At 60.4% G+C, this 19,068-nt stretch carries 16 protein-coding genes; 3 read left to right on the top strand and 13 right to left on the bottom strand.

The genetic code is table 11. From position 1 onward, the window contains the following. Window positions 1-19: 19 nt before the first annotated feature. Window positions 20-2,524: a glycerol-3-phosphate 1-O-acyltransferase PlsB gene (plsB, locus tag ACA067_RS05115; RefSeq protein WP_497460866.1), complete on the bottom strand. Its 2,505-nt coding sequence runs from the start codon at window positions 2,522-2,524 to the stop codon at window positions 20-22. Between the two features lie 166 nt (window positions 2,525-2,690). On the opposite strand from plsB, the gene ACA067_RS05120 reads away from it, so the two are divergent. Further along, a complete protein-coding gene (locus tag ACA067_RS05120; protein WP_008146705.1) occupies window positions 2,691-2,900 on the top strand; it encodes a cold-shock protein in 210 nt (69 codons plus the stop codon). A gap of 126 nt (window positions 2,901-3,026) precedes the next feature. On the opposite strand, the gene ACA067_RS05125 is transcribed toward ACA067_RS05120, so the two are convergent. From ACA067_RS05125 to ACA067_RS05140, 4 genes are all read right to left on the bottom strand, one after another. After that, window positions 3,027-3,404 (bottom strand): hypothetical protein, encoded by a 378-nt coding sequence (locus ACA067_RS05125; RefSeq protein ID WP_497438493.1) that lies wholly within the window; start codon window positions 3,402-3,404, stop codon window positions 3,027-3,029. A 75-nt stretch (window positions 3,405-3,479) separates the two neighbouring features. Beyond that, on the bottom strand, window positions 3,480-4,289 hold the full coding sequence (locus tag ACA067_RS05130) for a putative RNA methyltransferase (protein ID WP_497460867.1): 810 nt from the start codon (window positions 4,287-4,289) through the stop codon (window positions 3,480-3,482). Then, window positions 4,289-5,440, bottom strand: a complete 1,152-nt coding sequence (gene dapE, locus ACA067_RS05135; RefSeq protein WP_497460868.1) for a succinyl-diaminopimelate desuccinylase — start codon at window positions 5,438-5,440, stop codon at window positions 4,289-4,291. The genes ACA067_RS05130 and dapE overlap by 1 nt, the downstream gene beginning before the upstream one ends. Before the next feature lie 210 nt (window positions 5,441-5,650). Continuing rightward, window positions 5,651-8,242, bottom strand: coding sequence for a glycosyltransferase (locus ACA067_RS05140; protein ID WP_497460869.1), 2,592 nt, complete (start codon window positions 8,240-8,242; stop codon window positions 5,651-5,653). Between the two features lie 276 nt (window positions 8,243-8,518). Here ACA067_RS05140 and tcdA point away from each other — a divergent pair, with 276 nt between their 5' ends. Then, window positions 8,519-9,331, top strand: coding sequence for a tRNA cyclic N6-threonylcarbamoyladenosine(37) synthase TcdA (gene tcdA / locus ACA067_RS05145; protein WP_497455494.1), 813 nt, complete (start codon window positions 8,519-8,521; stop codon window positions 9,329-9,331). Window positions 9,332-9,421: 90 nt separating this feature from the next. Here the strand turns inward: tcdA and ACA067_RS05150 are convergent, their stop codons facing one another. The 4 genes from ACA067_RS05150 to ACA067_RS05165 form a co-directional block, all read right to left on the bottom strand. Then, a complete protein-coding gene (locus ACA067_RS05150) occupies window positions 9,422-9,826 on the bottom strand; it encodes a SufE family protein (protein WP_497460870.1) in 405 nt (134 codons plus the stop codon). Next, complete coding sequence (locus ACA067_RS05155) at window positions 9,823-11,028, bottom strand: aminotransferase class V-fold PLP-dependent enzyme (RefSeq protein ID WP_497460871.1); 1,206 nt, start codon at window positions 11,026-11,028, stop codon at window positions 9,823-9,825. The genes ACA067_RS05150 and ACA067_RS05155 overlap by 4 nt, the downstream gene beginning before the upstream one ends. Window positions 11,029-11,156: 128 nt before the next feature. Beyond that, on the bottom strand, window positions 11,157-12,191 hold the full coding sequence (dapD, locus tag ACA067_RS05160; protein ID WP_497460872.1) for a 2,3,4,5-tetrahydropyridine-2,6-dicarboxylate N-succinyltransferase: 1,035 nt from the start codon (window positions 12,189-12,191) through the stop codon (window positions 11,157-11,159). 33 nt (window positions 12,192-12,224) lie between these two features. Further along, a complete protein-coding gene (locus ACA067_RS05165; RefSeq protein ID WP_095631678.1) occupies window positions 12,225-12,587 on the bottom strand; it encodes an ArsC family reductase in 363 nt (120 codons plus the stop codon). A gap of 298 nt (window positions 12,588-12,885) precedes the next feature. Here ACA067_RS05165 and ACA067_RS05170 point away from each other — a divergent pair, with 298 nt between their 5' ends. Then, window positions 12,886-13,014, top strand: coding sequence for a hypothetical protein (locus ACA067_RS05170; RefSeq protein WP_497460873.1), 129 nt, complete (start codon window positions 12,886-12,888; stop codon window positions 13,012-13,014). Here ACA067_RS05170 and ACA067_RS05175 read toward each other — a convergent pair. The 4 genes from ACA067_RS05175 to map all read right to left on the bottom strand — a co-directional run bounded on the left by ACA067_RS05175 (window position 13,007) and on the right by map (window position 18,862). After that, the gene (locus ACA067_RS05175) at window positions 13,007-13,759 is read right to left on the bottom strand and encodes a M12 family metallopeptidase (protein WP_497460874.1); all 753 of its coding nucleotides are present in this window, start codon (window positions 13,757-13,759) and stop codon (window positions 13,007-13,009) included. The genes ACA067_RS05170 and ACA067_RS05175 overlap by 8 nt on opposite strands. Before the next feature lie 156 nt (window positions 13,760-13,915). After that, window positions 13,916-15,115, bottom strand: coding sequence for a succinyldiaminopimelate transaminase (gene dapC, locus ACA067_RS05180; RefSeq protein ID WP_497460875.1), 1,200 nt, complete (start codon window positions 15,113-15,115; stop codon window positions 13,916-13,918). A 214-nt stretch (window positions 15,116-15,329) separates the two neighbouring features. Continuing rightward, window positions 15,330-18,032 carry a [protein-PII] uridylyltransferase gene (locus ACA067_RS05185; protein ID WP_497460876.1) on the bottom strand — a complete coding sequence of 901 codons (2,703 nt, stop codon included), beginning with the start codon at window positions 18,030-18,032 and terminating at the stop codon, window positions 15,330-15,332. A 47-nt stretch (window positions 18,033-18,079) separates the two neighbouring features. Further along, window positions 18,080-18,862 (bottom strand): type I methionyl aminopeptidase, encoded by a 783-nt coding sequence (map, locus tag ACA067_RS05190; RefSeq protein WP_128872777.1) that lies wholly within the window; start codon window positions 18,860-18,862, stop codon window positions 18,080-18,082. Window positions 18,863-19,068: the final 206 nt, after the last annotated feature.

Here is a 19,068-nt window from a genome sequence, read left to right on the forward strand (position 1 = left end):
AGATGGCGCCTGTGGGAATTTAGTCGGTCTTTACCGGGTCCGCGAACTGATCTGCCGCATCTTCACTGCGATGCAGCGCTACCTGCCGGATCGACAAACGAATTTCCGCCGGCAACACCCTTTTTGCTGCGCCTTCGGCCAGTTCACCGAGCAGTTCGTGATAGCCCAGCTTGCCGGCTTCATCGCGCTTGAGCACGTCGAGGTCGAGCAGGGTCTGGATGAAGTGGCGGAACAGGCTTTTATCGAAGAATTCCGGGGCGTTCAGGCCATGGAGGATCGACAGGCGCTGGGCCATGACCGTGCACAGGTCTTCCAGCTCTTCGGCACTGATGCTGTTCTGGCCGCTGTTGAGCAGCAGGGACACGGTCATGTAGAAGCGTTGCAGGGTCTGGGCGATGCTTTTCGACAGCAGCGTCAGCAGCACAAAATGCCGCGAACTCGGTGCCGGACGCAGGTAGACGTCGTTCTCGAACCGCAGCAGGCCTTGTTCGACGAACGCCTCGAGCCACTGATCGATCACCGCGTCCAGTTCTTCCAGCGTCCAGCGAATGAACAACTCCGCTTGCAGGTACGGATACAGCGCCCGGGTGTAGCGCAGGATCTGCAAGCGGCTCATGCGCGACGCGCTCTGGAAGAAGCTCGCGAGCAACGCCGGCAGGGCGAAGATGTGAAGCACGTTGTTGCGGTAGTAGGTCATCAGGACGGCGTTCTGCTCGTCCAAGTACAGAATCTTGCCCAGGGCATCGCTCTGCTCGGACAACAGGTTCATGCCCTTCACATGCTCGATCAGCGCCCGGCCGTCACCTTCCGGCAGGGTGGTGTGCGGCGAGTACGGGACTTTGCGCAGCAGTGCCAGGTACAGGTCGAGTACCCGCGACATCGCGCGGTCGTCCAGGGCCAGGCGGCTGGTGGACAGCAGCGCCAGGGCCACCAGGTTGACCGGGTTGATTGCCGCGGCTTCGTTTAGATGCTGCGCGACTTTCTCGCCGAGGCGGTGGGTGGTTTCGTTGAGCCAGGCTGGCTTGAACTGCGGGCCGAGTTCCTGCTGGCGCCAGTTCGGCTGTTCGCTGTCGAGGAATTCTGCCAGTTTGATCGGCTCGCCGAAGTTCACCGCCACCTGACCGAAACGCTGCTTGAGCGCGCCGATGACTTTGAAGATGTCGAAAATCGACTCCTTCTTCTTGCTCGCGCCACGCAGTTCGCCGAGGTAGGTCCGGCCTTCCAGTACGCGCTCGTAACCGATGTACACCGGAATGAACACGATCGGCATCCGCGACGAGCGCAGGAAGCTGCGCAGGGTGATCGCGAGCATCCCGGTTTTCGGTTGCAGCATGCGCCCGGTGCGCGAGCGACCGCCCTCGACGAAGTACTCGACCGGGAAGCCTTTGGTGAACAGGGTGTGCAGGTATTCATTGAACACCGAGGTGTACAGCGGGTTGCCCTTGAAGGTGCGGCGCATGAAGAATGCACCGCCACGCCGTAACAGGCCGCCGATCAGCGGCATGTTGAGATTGATCCCGGCGGCGATGTGCGGCGGGGTCAGGCCGTTGCGGAACAGCAGATAGGACAGCAGCAGATAATCGATATGGCTGCGATGGCAAGGCACGTAGATCACTTCGTGACCCTGGGCGACCTGCTGTACGCCTTCGATGTTGTTGACCTTGATCCCGTCGTAGATCTTGTTCCAGAACCAGCTCAGCACCACTTCCAGGAAGCGGATCGCGGTGTAGGTGTAGTCAGAGGCGATCTCGTTGCCGTAGCGCAAGGCCTGGGCCTTGGCTTTCTCCGGGGAAATGTTTTCGCGCTCGGCTTCGTCGAGGATCGCTTGCCTGACCAGTGGCTGATTGAGCAAGCCCTTGACCAGGTTGCGCCGGTGGGAGATGTCCGGGCCGATCACGGCGGCTTTGAGGTTGCGCAAGTGCACCCGCAGAATCCGCTGGGCCATGCGCACGGTGCGCTCGTGGCCCTTGTCGTGAGCGATCAGCTCGCGCAGGTGGATCGGCGCCGAGAACTGCACGCGGGTCTTGCGTCCCAGCACGATGATGCTGAGCAATCGGCGCAGGCGCCCGGTGACTGCCCAGCTGTCGGCGAACAGCAGTTTCCACGGGCTCGATTCGCTGTCCGGCGACTGACCCCAGAAGACGCTGACCGGAATGATCTGCGCGTCTTCCGCAGCGTTCTGGCTCAGGGCGCTGACCAGGCGGGTCAGGGTCGGTGGCGCCCCGCGTTTGTCCTGACGTCCAAGCCAGTCGGGCGCCGGGGTCAGGTAGAAAAACGCGGCGGGTTCCGCCAGGTTGCCCACCGATATTGGAAGCACCGGGCGGGGCAGGCCGGCCTTGCTGCACTCGGTATCGACCACGGCGAGGTCGGTCAGTGAAGGATTTTGCAGGACGTAGAACACCGGACGGCTGCGGTCGAGGTTGAGGGTGAACGACGACTGGTTGATCGTCTCGGAGCGAACCCAGAGGTACAACAGTCGGCGCAGGGTGCCAAACACAAGACGGCGGAGCGGGGAACGGGTCATACGGCTTCTGCATGAGTGAATGAAACCGAGCAATTGCTCGGGCGGCTAATAGTGTGCCGTATTCGTCGAAAATCGGCAAAAAAGCGGCAAAGTAAAGTTGAGTTGAGAGATTTCTCTTCTGTCATATACTCGGCCGCTCAACAATAAAAAGAAGGGGTGACGAGTCATGGCTACGCGCGAAACCGGCAATGTGAAGTGGTTCAATGACGCCAAGGGGTATGGCTTCATTCAGCGCGAGGATGGGGTGGATGTGTTCGTGCACTATCGCGCGATCCGCGGTGAGGGACACCGCTCGCTGGCTGAAGGTCAGCAGGTTGAGTATGGGGTGGTGACGGGCGAGAAAGGGTTGCAGGCCGAAGACGTCGTCGGCCTGTAATTCGATCTAAAGATCATTCCCACGCTCTGCGTGGGAATGCCTCAACGGACGCTCTGCGTCCGCTTCTGGGACGCGGAGCGTCCCGGGCTGCATTCCCACGCAGAGCGTGGGAACGATCAACAGCTTTTAGGCGGTTTTCCAGGTGATTTCTTCTTCACCATCGGCGCTGATGCGCATCCAGCGATCCGCCGACTCTTCACCTTCTTCCTCGACCCAGCTACCCGGTGCGCAGCGCACTTCAACGTTCAGCGCGGCAAACGCGGCGCGGGCGCAGGCGATGTCGTCTTCCCACGGGGTCTGGTCGCTTTCCAGGTACAGGCTGTTCCATTTTCCTACGGCTTTCGGCAGCCAGGTCACTGGCACGTTGCCGGCCTTGCACTTGTAGGTCTGGCCTTTCTGCACCCAGTCGGTGCACGGGCCCAACGCTTGGCCGAGCCAGGCCGCGATGGCCTTGTAGTCGACGTCGGCGTCTTTCAGGTAAATCTCGATATCGGGTTGGCGCATGGATGTCCTCACTGCGGGTCTGAAAAATCCATTCGCGGATTTAGCCGGCCTCAAGCTGTTGCTCGAGACCAAAAATTATTGAAGTACGAAGTAATCGTAGCGCATCGAAACAGTGACCTCGAAAGGCTCCACTTGCTCAATGACCGCCGCCCGGCGTTCAGCACTGGCGCGCCAGCCGTGAGGCGTCATGGCCAACAGGTTCGCTCGGTCCTGACCGCTTTCCAGCGTCAGTTTGAATTCCAGTGTTTCACTGTGTTGCAGCGTCATGCCTGCCGGCACCAGGGCCAGATGCTTGTCATCCGTGTACTCACGGACTTCGTCGTACAGCCGCTCGCGCAGTTCCATCAGATGGCCGCTGGTCGGTCCGACTTTCATCAAGCCGCCACCGGGGCTAAGCAGGCGTTTGGCTTCTTCCCAGTCCAGCGGGCTGAAGACGCTGGCGAGAAACTGGCAACTGCCAGAGGCCAACGGCACCCGGGCCATGCTGGCGATCAACCAGGTCAGCTGCGGGTTGCGCTTGCAGGCGCGTTTGACCGCTTCGCGAGAGATGTCCAGCGCGTAACCATCGGCGTTCGGCAAGGCCTCGGCGATTTGCGCGGTGTAATACCCCTCGCCACAGCCGATGTCCAGCCAGCGCTGCGGCGCATACCTGGCAGCCAGCTCCGCCAGACGTTTGGCCACCGGCGCATAATGGCCGGCATTCAAGAAGTCGCGGCGGGCTTCGACCATCGCCAGGTTATCCCCGGGGTCGCGGCTGTTCTTGTGCTGCACCGGCAACAGGTTCAGGTAACCCTGGCGCGCGCGGTCGAAACGATGCCCGGCGGGGCAGGCCACGCCGTTGTCCACCGCGTTCAGCGGTTCGCTGCAGATCGGGCAGGCCAGCATCAGGCGAGCAACTTGATCAGGGTCTGGTAGTAGATGTCGGTCAGCACGTCGAGGTCGGCGGCCAGCACGCGCTCGTTGACCTGATGGATCGTCGCGTTGACCGGACCCAGTTCAACCACTTGCGTGCCCATGGTCGCAATGAAACGACCGTCAGAGGTGCCACCGCTGGTGGATGCTTTGGTTTCGCGCCCGGTGATGTCCTTGATGCTCGCCGACACTGCGTCGAGCAAGGCGCCCGGCTCGGTCAGGAATGGCAGGCCGGACAGCGCCCAGTCGATGTGCCAGTCCAGGCCATGTTTGTCGAGAATGTCGGCGACGCGCTTTTGCAGGCCTTCGACGGTGGATTCGGTGGAGAAGCGGAAGTTGAACACGGCCACCAGGTCACCGGGGATCACGTTGGTCGCGCCGGTGCCGGAATTGACGTTGGAGATCTGGAAGCTGGTCGGCGGGAAGAAGTCGTTACCGTGGTCCCAGTGCTCGGCAGCCAGTTCGGCCAGCGCCGGGGCGGCGAGGTGGATCGGGTTCTTCGCCAGGTGCGGGTACGCCACGTGCCCCTGCACACCGCGTACGGTCAGTTTGGCGCCGAGGGAGCCGCGACGGCCGTTCTTGACCACGTCACCCACCAGGGTAGTGCTCGACGGTTCGCCGACAATGCACCAGTCCAGGCGTTCCTTGCGGGCGGCAAGGCGTTCGACCACAGCCTTGGTGCCGTGGTGCGCCGGGCCTTCTTCGTCGCTGGTGATCAGGAAAGCGACCTTGCCCTTGTGATCCGGGTAGTCGGCGACGAAACGCTCGGCTGCCACTGTCATGGCGGCGAGGCTGCCTTTCATGTCCGCCGCGCCACGGCCGCAGAGCATGCCGTGCTCGTCGATCAGCGCGTTGAACGGGTCGATCTGCCAGGCCGTCACCGGGCCAGTCGGCACCACGTCGGTGTGGCCGGCGAAGCACAGCACCGGACCCTCGTGTTTGCCGTGGGTCGCCCAGAAGTTATCCACATCTTCGATGCGCATCGGTTCAAGCGCAAAACCGGCATCGCCCAGGCGCTGCATCATCTGCTTCTGGCAATCGGCGTCGACCGGCGTCACGGACGGACGGCGGATCAGGTCGATGGCGAGTTGGAGGGTCGGCGAAAGGTCGGCATGGGCCGTCATGAAAAACTCCGGAAGATCTTTATGTGGGAGCGAGCTTGCTCGCGATAGCTGAACCACGCTCACCATAAATGTTGAATGTGACGGACTCATCGCGAGCAAGCTCGCTCCCACAGGAATTGGGGCAGGTCATTGAGCCAAGCCCTGCAAAATGGCGGTTATCTTAAAGCAAAACGGCGGCCATTGGCCGCCGTTTAGTGCATCCGCAGCGATTTAGACCGCTGGTAGTGGCTCGGCTTCGACCGAAGGTTTCGGCAGCGAAGACAGGAACGCCATGATCAGCGCCGCCAGGTACGGCAGCGACTGCACCAGCAGCATGGTCACCCAGAAGCGCATGTCGTTGCTCGGCATACCATTCACCAGGTAGATCCCCAGTGCCGCACCCCACAACAGCAGCATGATGAACACTTCTTCCCGCGCTTCCGAAATCGCCACCCAGAAGCCGTGGTTGTCGGCATTTTTCGGTGTGCGGAAGAACGGAATGCTGCTGGTGAAGAAACCGTACAGCACTGCCTTGGCAATGGTGTGCGACAACGCCAGCCCGGCCAATGCCGCGCAGAACGCATCCTTGAGGTTGACCCCGACCGCACGACGGTAGAGGAAGATGATCTTGCCGACCTTGAACACAAACAGCGCCAATGGCGGGATCGCGAAAATCAGCAGCGGCGGATCGACCCGTTGCGGCACGATGATCATCGCCGCCGACCACAACAGCGCGCCGACGGTGAAGAAGATGTTCATGCCGTCCGCCACCCACGGCAACCAGCCTGCGAGGAAGTGGTACCGCTGGCCACGGGTCAGTTCGGTGTCTTTGCCGCGCAACAGGCTGGCGGTGTGACGCTTGATGATCTGAATCGCGCCATAGGCCCAGCGGAACCGTTGTTTCTTGAAGTCGATAAAGGTATCGGGCATCAGGCCTTTGCCGTAGCTGGTGTGGTAATACGCCGCCGACAGGCCTTTTTCGAATACGCGCAGGCCCAGCTCGGCGTCTTCACAGATGCACCAGTCGGCCCAGCCGAGCTCTTCGAGTACCGAGCGCCGGGTCATGGTCATGGTGCCGTGCTGGATGATCGCGTCACGGTCGTTGCGGGTGACCATGCCGATGTGGAAGAAGCCTTTGTATTCCGCGTAGCAGAGCTTCTTGAAGGTGCTTTCGTTCTGGTCGCGGTAATCCTGTGGCGACTGCACCACGGCGATTTTCGGATCGGCGAAGTGCGGCACCATATGCTTGAGCCAGTTCGGATCGACGCAGTAGTCCGAGTCGATCACCGCAATGACTTCGGCATCCTTGGCGGTGTGCGGAATCAGGTAATTCAGCGCGCCGCCCTTGAAACCGGCCAGCGGTGCGACATGGAAGAACTTGAAGCGCGGGCCGAGGGTTTCGCAATAGGCCTGCACCGGCTCCCAGACTGCCGGGTCCTTGGTGTTGTTGTCGATGATCAGGACTTCGAAATCCGGGTAATCGAGGTTGGCCAAGGCGTTGAGGGTCTGTTTGACCATCTCCGGCGGCTCGTTGTAGCAAGGGACGTGAATCGAGACTTTCGGTCGGTAGTCCGAATCACCCACCACCGGCAGGAATTCGCGCCGACGCTTGTGGGTCCACACCGCTTCGGCCAGTTCGTGGGCCTCGGTCAGCAGCACGATAAACACCCCGAACGCGCCGAGGGCGAGCAGGAAACCCACCGTCAGGCTGAACCAGGTGCTGTATTGCAGACTGTAGTCGTAACCGATCCACACCAGTACCGAACCGCAGAGGAACGCGATGAAGGTCAGGAAGGTACGGCCGCGTTGACGCAGGGCCGAGCCGTCGATCATCAACAGGGTCAGGGACAGCAGGGCCAACACCACCGAGCCGACAGCCAGCACCCGCCATTGCGGAATCGCGACGACCGGGCCTTCGAAGTTGAATTTCTGCTGACGTGCCGCGTTGAACACACCCCAATAAGCGCCCACCGAGCCTTCATCGCTGGCCTTCCAGGGTTGGTCAAACGCTTCGATCACGAAGTAGTTGAAGCCCTGGCGGTTGAGTTTGTTGACCAGTGTGCGCAGGTAGATCGCCTGGTCTGCCGGTGACGCATCGGCGCCGCCGCGCATACGGCCGTTGCTCGGCCAGCCGACTTCCGACAGCAGCAGCGGTTTTTTCGGGAACATTTTTTTCAGGTCGCGGGCGCGGTCGAGCACGAATTGCCCGGACTGTTCCATTGGAACGTGTTCCCAGTACGGCAGGACGTGCGCGGCGATCAGGTCGACGTGCTTGGCCAGGCTGGGGTTTTCTTCCCAGACGTGCCATTGCTCGGAGGTGGTCACCGGCACTTTCACCGCCGCGCGGACGCGATCGAGAATAATACTGAGCTCCGGGGCGGTAATTTCCTTACGGAAGATCGCCTCGTTGCCTACAACCACGCGAACCACACTGCGCGAACTGTTGGCGATCTCGATCGCACGTGTGATCTCGCGCTCGTTGCGCTCTTCGTCCGGGCTGATCCAGATGCCGAGGGTTACCCGCAGGCCGAATTCTTCCGCCAGTTTGGGGATGTTTTCCAGGGTGCCATCGACCGAGTAAGTACGGATGTTGTCCGTGAGCTTGCTCAGAATCTCCAGATCGCGACGCATTTCATCGTCGGTCGGGTATTGCTCTTTCTGTGGGTACTGGCCTTGCTGGAATGGCGAGTACGAAAAGCCGGAGATCTGTTCGGGCCAGTCGGGGGCGGTGACCGGGCGATTGATCAGCGCCCAGAAGCCGGTAAACAAGGCAGCGATGGCGAGCACCACCACCAGGTTGATTCCAAATTTACGCGATGACATAGCTATTTCGGGTTCCAAAGGCTGTGGAACTAAGGACCGGTCGGCGAGAACCAAGGGGCGCGCATCCTACACCGGGCATTCCCTGAGCGTACAGCTGACAGGGAAATGCCCTACATTTGGCAATCCAACTCGACTTAAGTTCTTTCGTTGGCCTTCGTAGGTTAATTCTTGGTTCTGTGTAGCCTGATTGAAGAAACCAAGACACCGTTCATAGCCCAAAGATGCTCTTGGCCGCCTTCGGCCCTATAATGCGCGCCGGTTTTTGGGGTAATGGTCATGAGTACAGAAGATCCACGGTTTGCTGGCATCGCCCGGTTGTATGGCATCGAGGGCCTGGAGCGCTTGCGCGCGGCCCATGTGGCGATCGTCGGTGTCGGCGGCGTCGGCTCCTGGGCGGCGGAAGCCGTTGCGCGATGTGGCGTGGGCGAAATTTCGCTGTTCGACCTGGACGACGTCTGTGTCAGCAACGCCAATCGTCAGTTGCACGCGCTGGACAGCACCGTCGGCAAGCCCAAGGTCGAAGTGATGGCCGAGCGCCTGCGCGGGATCAACCCGGACTGCACGGTGCACGCGGTGGCGGATTTCGTCACCCGCGAGACCATGGCCGAATACATCACGCCGAACATCGACTGTGTGATCGACTGCATCGACAGCGTAAATGCCAAGGCTGCGCTGATCGCCTGGTGCAAGCGGCGCAAGATCCAGATCATCACCACCGGCGGGGCAGGCGGCCAGATCGACCCGACGCTGATCCAGGTGTGCGACCTGAATCGCACCTTCAATGACCCGCTGGCGTCGAAAGTACGCTCGACCCTGCGCCGGGATTACAACTTCTCCCGCACCGTGACCCGCCATTACAGCGTGCCCTGCGTGTTTTCCACCGAACAGCTGCGCTACCCGAAACCGGATGGCAGCATTTGCCTGCAGAAGAGTTTTGTCGGGGATGGCGTGAAGCTCGACTGCGCCGGCGGGTTTGGCGCGGTGATGATGGTGACGGCGACATTCGGCATGGTCGCGGCGACCAAGGCTGTGGATAAGATTGTGGCTGGGGTGCGGCGGCCGGCGGATCGGGTCAAGCCTCAGGTTTGATCGGTGTGGCTGCTGACCTCTTCGCGAGCAGGCTCGCTCCCACATTGGAATGCGTTCCCCCTGTGGGAGCGAGCCTGCTCGCGAAGGCGATTAACCAGCCAACTCATTCATCCGCTGGAGCACGGCGTTGAGGCCATTGCTGCGCGAAGGAGATAGCTGACGGCTCAGTCCAAGCTGATGAAACCAATCCGGCAGATCCACCTGGTGCAACTCAGACGCCGACAACCCGTTAACCCGCGCCAGCAACAAAGCCACCAAACCTCGAATCAACCGTGCATCGCTACTGGCGCTGAACTGCCAGTGCCCATCCTGCAACGCGCCCACCAACCAGACCTGACTTTCACAACCATGTACCCGGTTGGCTTCGACTTTATCCACATCGCTCAATGCGGGCAGACGATCGCCCCATTGCATCAGCATTCGCGCCCGTTGTTCCCAGCCAGCGGCAGCCTGAAAGGTTTCGAGCGCAATGACAGCATCGGCAGGCAAACTCATCGCAACAACTCCAGCGCCTGATCCAGGGCTTCAAAGAATCGTTCCAGGTCTTCGGAGTCGTTGTACAGCGCCAGTGAAACCCGAATCGCCCCGGCCAGTTCGAAGCTTTTCAGCAGCGGCATGGCGCAATGATGGCCGGCGCGTACAGCGATCCCTTGTTCGGTCAGCAGATGTGCCAGATCGGAGTTATGCACACCCTCGACAACAAAACTGACCAGCGCCAACTGCGGTTTGCCCAGCAGGCGGATGCCGGTACGCGCCTCAAGGCCCTTGAGCAAATAGTCATGCAGCGCCGCTTCGTGGGCGGACACGGCTTGCTGATCGAGCCCGGCAAGGTAATCCAGGGTCGCCCCCAGGCCGATCACGCCGGCAATCGGTGGCGTACCTGCTTCAAAACCCAGTGGTGCCGGGCGAAAGCGGGCGTCGTGATAATTGGCATCCATCACCATTTCACCGCCAAACTGCCAGTGGCGCAGCTGCTCCAGCGCTTCATCGCGGCCGAACAGCACGCCGAGGCCCTCGGGGCCATAGAGCTTGTGGCTGGAAAACACATAGAAGTCGCAACCCAGCGCCTGCACGTCATGCCTACCATGGACGACGCCTTGGGCGCCATCGACCACGGTCAATGCGTCGTGTGCCTGGGCTAGCGCCAACAACGCGGGCAACGGCTGCCAGGCGCCGAGCACGTTGGACAGCTGACTGACTGCCACCAGGCGGGTTCGTGGATTGATCAACTGCGCGGCGGCATCAAGATCAATCAAACCACTGGCATCCAGCGGCAGGATCACCAGCTTCAAGTCGCGACGCTGGGCCAGTTGCTGCCACGGCAGCAGATTGGCGTGATGTTCCAGGGCGCTGATGGCAATTTCATCGCCCGGATTGAACAGGTGTTCCAAGCCATATGCCAGGAGATTCAGCGCGGAAGTCGCGCCGTGGGTAAAGATGATCTGCCCGCAATCGCCGGCATTGAGCCATTGGGCGACCTTGCGTCGGCTGTCCTCGAACGCCTGGGTGGCGTGGGCGCCGGGCAAATGTTGCGCCCGATGCACGTTGGCCGCGCCGTTGGCGTAGTAATGCGCCAGGGCATCCAGCAGGGCTTGGGGTTTTTGCGTGGTGGCGGCGTTGTCCAGATAGGTCTGGTCTTGCCGTTGCAATGCGGCGATGGCCGGAAAATCGGCACGCCAGGGAGAGGGAATCATCATGGGTTCAGCCCTGTGAACTTGGGCGGATGTACACTGGACCTTGTGGGAGCGAGCTTGCTCGCGATGGCGTCCGTAAGGCCGCCAAAAAGCATCGCGAGCAAGCTCGCTCCCACAGGTGCCTGCGGCACTTAGTTGTGAGCGTGCAGCGCTTCGTTCAGTTCGATGGCCGATTTGTGGGTTTTGCATTCCACGGCACCGGTCTGCGAATTGCGGCGGAACAGCAGATCCGATTGGCCGGCCAGCTCACGGGCTTTCACCACTTTCACCAGCGCGTTGTGCTCGTCCAGCAAGGCCACCTTGGTCCCGGCGGTGATGTACAGGCCCGATTCAACGGTGTTGCGGTCGCCCAACGGGATACCGATACCGGCGTTGGCGCCGATCAGGCAGCCTTCGCCCACCTTGATCACGATGTTGCCGCCGCCCGACAGGGTGCCCATGGTCGAGCAACCGCCGCCCAGGTCCGAGCCCTTGCCGACGAATACGCCAGCGGAAACGCGGCCTTCGATCATGCCCGGGCCTTCGGTGCCGGCGTTGAAGTTGACGAAACCTTCGTGCATTACGGTGGTGCCTTCGCCGACATAGGCGCCCAGGCGCAGACGTGCTGCATCAGCGATACGCACCCCGGCCGGCACCACGTAGTCGGTCATTTTCGGGAACTTGTCCACCGAGAACACTTCCAGCAGCTCGCCACGCAGGCGGGCTTCCAGTTGACGCTCGGCCAGTTCGGCAAGGTCGATGGCGCCCTGACTGGTCCACGCCACGTTCGGCAGCAACGGGAAAATCCCGGTGAGGTTCAAACCGTGCGGCTTGACCAGGCGATGGGACAGCAGGTGCAGTTTGAGATAAGCCTCAGGCGTGGAAGACAGTGGCGCATCTTCGGCCAGCAGGGTTGCGACCAGCGGCTTGTGGCTTTCGGCCAGACGGGTGAGCAGGGCGGCCTGGACAGCGTCGACGCCTTTGAGCGCGTCGGCCAGTTGCGAAGCCTGAGCGAGGGTGAAGGCGATGGCCTGGTTGCCTTCGGTGTAGCCCAGGATTGGCGCAACGGCGGCGACCAGTTCGGCCGACGGGTTGAGCAGTGGCTGCGCGTAAAACACTTCCAGCCATGCGCCTTGACGGTTTTGAGTGCCGACACCAAAGGCCAGGCTGAACAGGGTAGTGGACATGTAAATACCTCTAACAAAATTGAACGGGCTGCCTTACTTGAGCGCTGCCGCGTAGATATCTGGCTTGAAGCCAATCAGGGTTCGGTCACCGAGATCAAGCACCGGGCGCTTGATCATCGAGGGTTGTGCGAGCATCAGTTCGATGGCTTTGCGCTGGTCGAGATCGGCTTTGCGTTCGTCGTCGAGCTTGCGAAAGGTCGTGCCTGCACGGTTCAACACTACTTGCCAGCCGTGCTCATCGCACCATTGGCTCAGGTGTTCACGGTCGATTCCGGCCGTTTTGTAATCATGAAAGTCATAGCTGACAGCGTGTTCATCGAGCCAGGTGCGCGCCTTTTTCATGGTGTCGCAGGCTTTGATGCCGAAAAGGTGCAACGTTTTGCTTGAAACGGTCAAGGAATTGCCCCCTTTGCAGGTGCTGGAAATAAAAGGTGAAGGATTATGCCACGACCGGACGGTTTCGCGTCGGCCGTGGTCGGGTTTGTCGATCTGTAGGAGCGAGCTTGCTCGCGATGAGTCTGAGAACGCCGCGGGGTGACAGGCTTGTCGCGTTATCGTTGACGACCTTCGTCGGAGCGCCGCCCGGAGCAAGCTCGCTCCTGCAGAGGCTGGTGTCCAGGTGTGCGAGATGGGTGTAGCCAATCCCCAGGACCCGGCGTAGGCGGCGCTGGCGGTAGAACTCAAGGCGCGGATCATGTCCGAGTATCGGCATCAGCTGGAGTTGTATGGCCTGAGCCATCATCACCGGATCGGTGATGACGTGCTGCGGGAAGTATTGGGAGAGCTGGATTTGAGCGGGGTCAATCTGGGGCAGGTCAGATAAGCAAAGTGCCTTGGGGGCTTGGCTTCGGATAGATCTGGCTTATGTTGATCTTGTCCTGCGCGCTGATTTCTGGATTGACACCCACATACCAGTCTCCATAGGTGAGGAAGTTTGGTACGCGGTAGTGCATGACGGAATCTTTATCATAGTTTCCCAGGAAAGTATCAGCACCGGTTTCTAAATCAAATAGATTGTGATCAATCTGTTCTCTGCTCCACTCGGCAGCATGGGTGTAGTGTTCATATACTTTTTCCCGGTTCCAGGGGATATCTGCCAGGGGATGCAAGTGCGCGTGATGCAAACCCAGTGCGTGACCGAATTCGTGAAGTATTACTTGGCGAAAAACCATATCTGGATGATTTATCCCTACGACGAGAGTAGGTTCGTTCGGTTGCTTTAGCAACGCATCTGTCCCGATGGTGGAGTAGCTGTCCTTACCCTCCATGGCGATTCGGATTTCGCCTTGACCAGGCTCGACGAATTCGAAGGACAGACCGACGTAAGGCTCCCACTCGCGAATGATTCGTTCAGCATCACGTTTCATATCATTGAGCAATCCATGCATGAACGAGATGGTAATGGTTTTTCCGTTTTTCCAAAACTTGCTGTAATAACCCACCGAGCGTTTGCGACGCCCTCCCGGCAAAGTATTGGCGACATTGCTGGCGTTTTCTTTGACAGCCGCATCGTATGAGTTGTGCTCATTTAACGGCGGTTCCATTCGGACAAAGTGATGAGTGTGCATGAGTAACATCCATGTTGTTTATAAATTTTTTATTGGTCCGCAGGACAACGGGTTCGAAGAAGATAATAGGCTTGAGAGCTTCAGGGTGGACATTGTTGTAACTTGATGATTAATTGAAGTCCCGCCGCTGCATTGCGCAGGGCGGGACTTATCTGTTCACTGTTTCGAGGTAATAAAAGCGCGAATCCGTTCAGCCGCTTCGACACACTCTGCCAATGGTGCGACCAACGCCATCCGCACACGACCGGCGCCCGGGTTGACACCCTCCACCTCGCGGGACAGGTAGGAACCCGGCACCACGGTCACGTGTTCTTCGACAAACAGATCGCGGCAAAACGCTTCATCGTCGCCTTCCACATTCGGCCACAGGTAGAAACCACCGTCCGGGCGCTGCACATCCATCACCGGGCTGAGTATCTCCAGCACCGCATCGTATTTCTCGCGATACAGCGCACGGTTGGCGCGCACATGCACTTCATCATTCCAGGCGGCAACGCTGGCCAGCTGGGTTTGGACCGGCATCGCGCAGCCGTGGTAGGTGCGATACAGCAGGAAGCCTTTGAGAATGTCGGCATCACCGGCCACGAAGCCCGAACGCAGGCCCGGCAGATTGGAGCGCTTGGACAGGCTGTGGAACACCACGCAGCGCTTGAAATCCTTGCGGCCCAGTTCGACGCAGGCGCTGAGCAGGCCGGCGGGCGGGGTTTGTTCGTCGAAGTACAGTTCGCTGTAGCACTCGTCTGCGGCGATCACGAAGTCGTGTTCGTCGGCCAGGGCGATCAGCTTTTTCAGGGTATCTACCGGGATCAGCGCGCCGGTCGGGTTGCCCGGCGAGCACAGGAACAGGATCTGGCAGCGTTTCCAGATGTCTGGCGATACGGCGTCGAAATCCGGGTTGAAGCCGTTTTCATCCAGGCACGGCAGGTAGTGCGGCTTGGCCCCGGCGAGGAATGCCGCGCCTTCGTAGATTTGATAGAAAGGGTTCGGGCTGACGACCAAGGCGTCGTCGCCACGGTTGACCACGGTCTGGGTAAAGGCGAACAGCGCTTCACGGGTGCCGTTGACCGGCAGCACGTTGCGCGCCGGGTCGAGCCAGCCGTTCGGGACGCCGAAGCGGCGCTCGCACCAGGCCGCGATGGCCTCACGCAGGGCGGGGATGCCCAGGGTCGTTGGATAGACGGCCATTTGATCCAGGTTGCTGGCCAGGGCTTCGGCGACAAAGCTTGGCGAACGGTGCTTCGGCTCGCCGATGGACAGCGCGATTGGGCGCTTGTCAGGGTTTGGCGTAACGCTGCCGAGCAAGGTGCGGAGCTTCTCGAACGGGTATGGCTGCAACTGGTTCAGAGCGTTGTTCATCGATGGATCTCGTTCAATGTGGAGAGCGCGCTCAAATCTCAGTCAAGACACGAAACCTGTGGGAGCGAGCTTGCTCGCGATGGCGGCGGAACATTCAGCATCAATGTGTACTGATCCACCGCTATCGCGAGCAAGCTCGCTCCCACATGGGATTTCGCTTAACTGAGCATTCTTGGGGTTGCCCATTTCCACAGGGGAAGTTTGTTAATTCAAATCAGATACTGATTCGCGACAGTTTAATTTCGGATTCCTGGTTGACGGTCAACTGTTCGACGATCGCATCCTGCAAACGGCTGCACAGCAAGGGGTCGGACAGTGGATGGTTGTTCGCATCGGTGATGAAGAACACGTCTTCCACGCGTTCGCCGAGGGTGGCGATCTTGGCGTTCTGCAGCGACAGGTCGAATTCCAGGAAGATCGTGCCGATCCGCGCCAGCAAGCCGGGCCGGTCCGGAGCGCTGAGCTCCAGCACCGTCACCGGACGCTGGGCGTCGGTGTGGATCGTTACCTGCGGCGCAAACGCGAAATGCTTGAGCTGGCGCGGCACCCGACGCTGAATGATGGTCGGGTAGTCGTCCGGGTTGCGCAGGGCTTCGGTCAGGCCGTCACGGATCTGTTTGACCCGCGCCGGATTATCGCCGATCGAGTCGCCGTCGGTATCGAGCACGATATAGGTGTCGAGGGTGAACTGGCTGCTGGAGGTGATGACCCGGGCGTCGTGGATGTTCAGGTTGAGCTGGTCCATCGCGGCCACGGTCACGGCGAAGAAGTCGTGCTGGTCCGGGGCGTAGATGAAGATCTGCGTGCCGCCCTCGAACTCGCGCTGGGTGGTTTCCTTGATCAGCACCAGTGGCCCGCCGTCGGCCGGCTGCTGGAGGATCGCATCACTGTGCCAGGCCACATCGCCAGCGGTGTGACGCAGGAAGTAGTCGTCGCCCAGTTGCGCCCAGAGTTGCTCGACGTCGTCCGGATCGGTACCGCCGCGCACCAGGATGTCCAGAGCGGCGCTCTGGGTCTGGCGGATCTGTTCTTCGCGGTCGACCGGGTTTTCCAGGCCACGGCGCAAGGCCCGCTTGGTCTCGGTGTAGAGCTGGCGCAACAGGCTGGCGCGCCAGGAGTTCCATAGCGTCGGATTGGTCGCGTTGATGTCGGCGACGGTCAACACGTACAGATAGTCGAGGTGGGTTTCGTCGCCGACGGTCTGCGCGAAATCGTGGATCACCTGCGGGTCGGACAAGTCCTTGCGCTGGGCAGTGGTCGACATCAGCAAATGGTTCTGCACCAGCCAGACGATCAGGCGGCTGTCCCAGACCGGCAACTGGTGGCGCTGGCAAAAGGCTTCGGCATCCACCGCGCCGATTTCCGAATGGTCACCATGCCGGCCCTTGCCGATGTCGTGGTACAGCCCGGCCAGGTAGATCAGCTCCGGCTTGGGCAGCTTGCCCATGAGCTTGCTGGCCAGCGGGAATTTTTCCGACACCTGGGTGTACTGCAACTTACGCAGGTGTTTGATCAGGTTCAGGGTGTGGGCGTCGACCGTATAGATGTGAAACAGGTCGTGCTGCATCTGCCCGACAATGAAGCCGAACTCCGGCAGATAACGGCCGAGAATGCCGTAGCGGTTCATCCGGCGCAGGTTGCGATGGACGCCGATCTTGCACTTGAACAGTTCGATGAACAGGCTGGTGTTGCGAATGTCGTTGCGAAAGTTGTCGTCGATCAGGTGCCGGTGTTCGCGCAGCAGACGAATGGTGTCGGCGCGTACGCCCTTGATCTCCGGTTGCTGCGCCATCAGCACGAAGATTTCGAGCATGGCGAAGGGCGTACGACGGAATACGTTGTCGTTGCGCGCCTCGATATAACCGTCGTGCAGCTGGAATCGCGGGTTGATCGGTTGCGGCGGCGCCTGGTCTTGCGGCGCGAGAATGACTTCTTCGAAGTGCTGGATGATCAGGTCGCTGAGCTGGGCAATGCTCATGACCACCCGATAATACTGCTGCATGAAGTTTTCAATGGCTTGCTTGGCGTCATCGCCCTGGAAGCCCAGCAGCCCGGCAATGGTGCGTTGGTGATCGAACAGCAAGCGGTCTTCGGAGCGGCCGGCAAGCATGTGCAGGGCGTAACGAACCTTCCACAGGAATTCCTGGGAGGAGGCCAACAGGGCATTTTCGCTCTCGACCAGGAAACCTTCCCCGGCCAGCGCCCGCAGGTTCAGGGTGCCGTACTCGCGACGGGCCACCCACAGAATGGTCTGGATATCCCGCAGGCCACCGGGCGAGCCTTTGACGTTGGGTTCCAGGTTGTATTCGGTGTCGTTGTACTTGTGATGCCGGGCCTTCTGCTCGGCGCGCTTGGCCAGGAAGAAGTCCTTGCTCGGCCACATGTGCGCGGTGCTGGTGACGTCCAGCATGCGCTGGCGCAGGCGCTCGGGGCCGCAAATGGTGCGGCTTTCCATCAGGTTGGTGACGACCGTCAGGTCGGCGCGGGCTTCAACGGCACACTCGTCTACCGAGCGCACGCTCTGGCCGACTTCCAGGCCGATGTCCCACAGCAGCGTCAGAAAACGCTCGATGGAATCACGGAAAATTTCGTGATCGGCGCTGTCCAGCAGGATCAGCAGGTCGATGTCGGAAAAGGGGTGCAGCTCACCACGACCGTAGCCGCCGACCGCGACCAGCGCGATGTCGGCATCTTCGCTCCAGTCGAACTGTTCCCAGGCCTTTTGCAGGATGTTATCGACGAACCAGGCGCGATCCTCGATCAGCCGGCGAATCTCCCGGCCGCTGCGAAAGCGCCCGTCAAGCACCTCGCGGGCCTGGCGGATTGCCTTCTTGAAGGCCGCGATCGGGCTTGCCTTCAGGGCCAGTTCCGCCTGGAACTGGCCTCGGTCGAAGAGTTCTGGATCCACCTGCGGCATCGATTGGCTTTCCTGTCTATAAAAGGCTGGGAGCTGCGCGGCCCGGATCAGGCCGAAACGCGCGGGATGGTGTCGTCGGCGCGCAAGGTGAAGATCTCGTAACCGGTTTCGGTTACCAGCAAGGTGTGTTCCCACTGCGCCGACAGCTTGCGGTCCTTGGTGATCGCGGTCCAGCCGTCGCCCAGCACCTTGGTGTCGGCCTTGCCCTGGTTGATCATCGGCTCGATGGTGAAGGTCATGCCGGCCTTGAGTTCCATGCCGGTGCCGGCACGGCCGTAGTGCAGGATCTGCGGTTCTTCATGGAAGACCTTGCCGATGCCGTGGCCGCAGAACTCGCGAACCACCGAGAAACCATTCTTTTCCGCGTGTTTCTGGATGATTTCACCGATGTCGCCCAGGCGGCAGCCGGGTTTGACGATTTCGATGGCTTTGTACATGCATTCCTGGGTCACTTGCGACAGGCGCTCGGCCCAGACCGGCACGGTGCCGACGTGGAACATGCGGCTGGTGTCGCCGTGGAAGCCGTCCTTGATGACGGTGACGTCGATGTTCAGGGTGTCGCCATCCTTCAACGGCTTCTCGTTCGGGATGCCGTGGCAGACCACGTGGTTGATCGAGGTGCAGATGGACTTCGGGTAGCCCTTGTAATTGAGCGGGGCAGGGATGGCCTTTTGCTCATTGACGATGTAGTCGTGGCAGATGCGGTCCAGCTCTTCGGTGGTGATGCCCGGTTTGACATGTTCGGCAATCATTTCCAGCACATCGGCGGCCAGTTTGCCGGCGACACGCATTTTGGCGATGTCCTCCGGGGTTTTGAGGGTGACGGTCATACAGGCTCTCTCTGCGCTCGATGGCGCTTGCTAAAACAAAATGGGCGTTGCGCGATCGATCCCGCGGCCCTGAAAAACCCGATTCTATCAGACGAACAGGGCAAATCTGAGCCTCTGTGCGTCGCTTCTCTCTATAGAAGGGTGCATCCTTGACGAATTCCAGGGCGTGGAATAAAAGCCTAGGCTGGGATTTCAGAATCCGGGTT

This window comes from Pseudomonas sp. LBUM1674, from assembly GCF_059695635.1.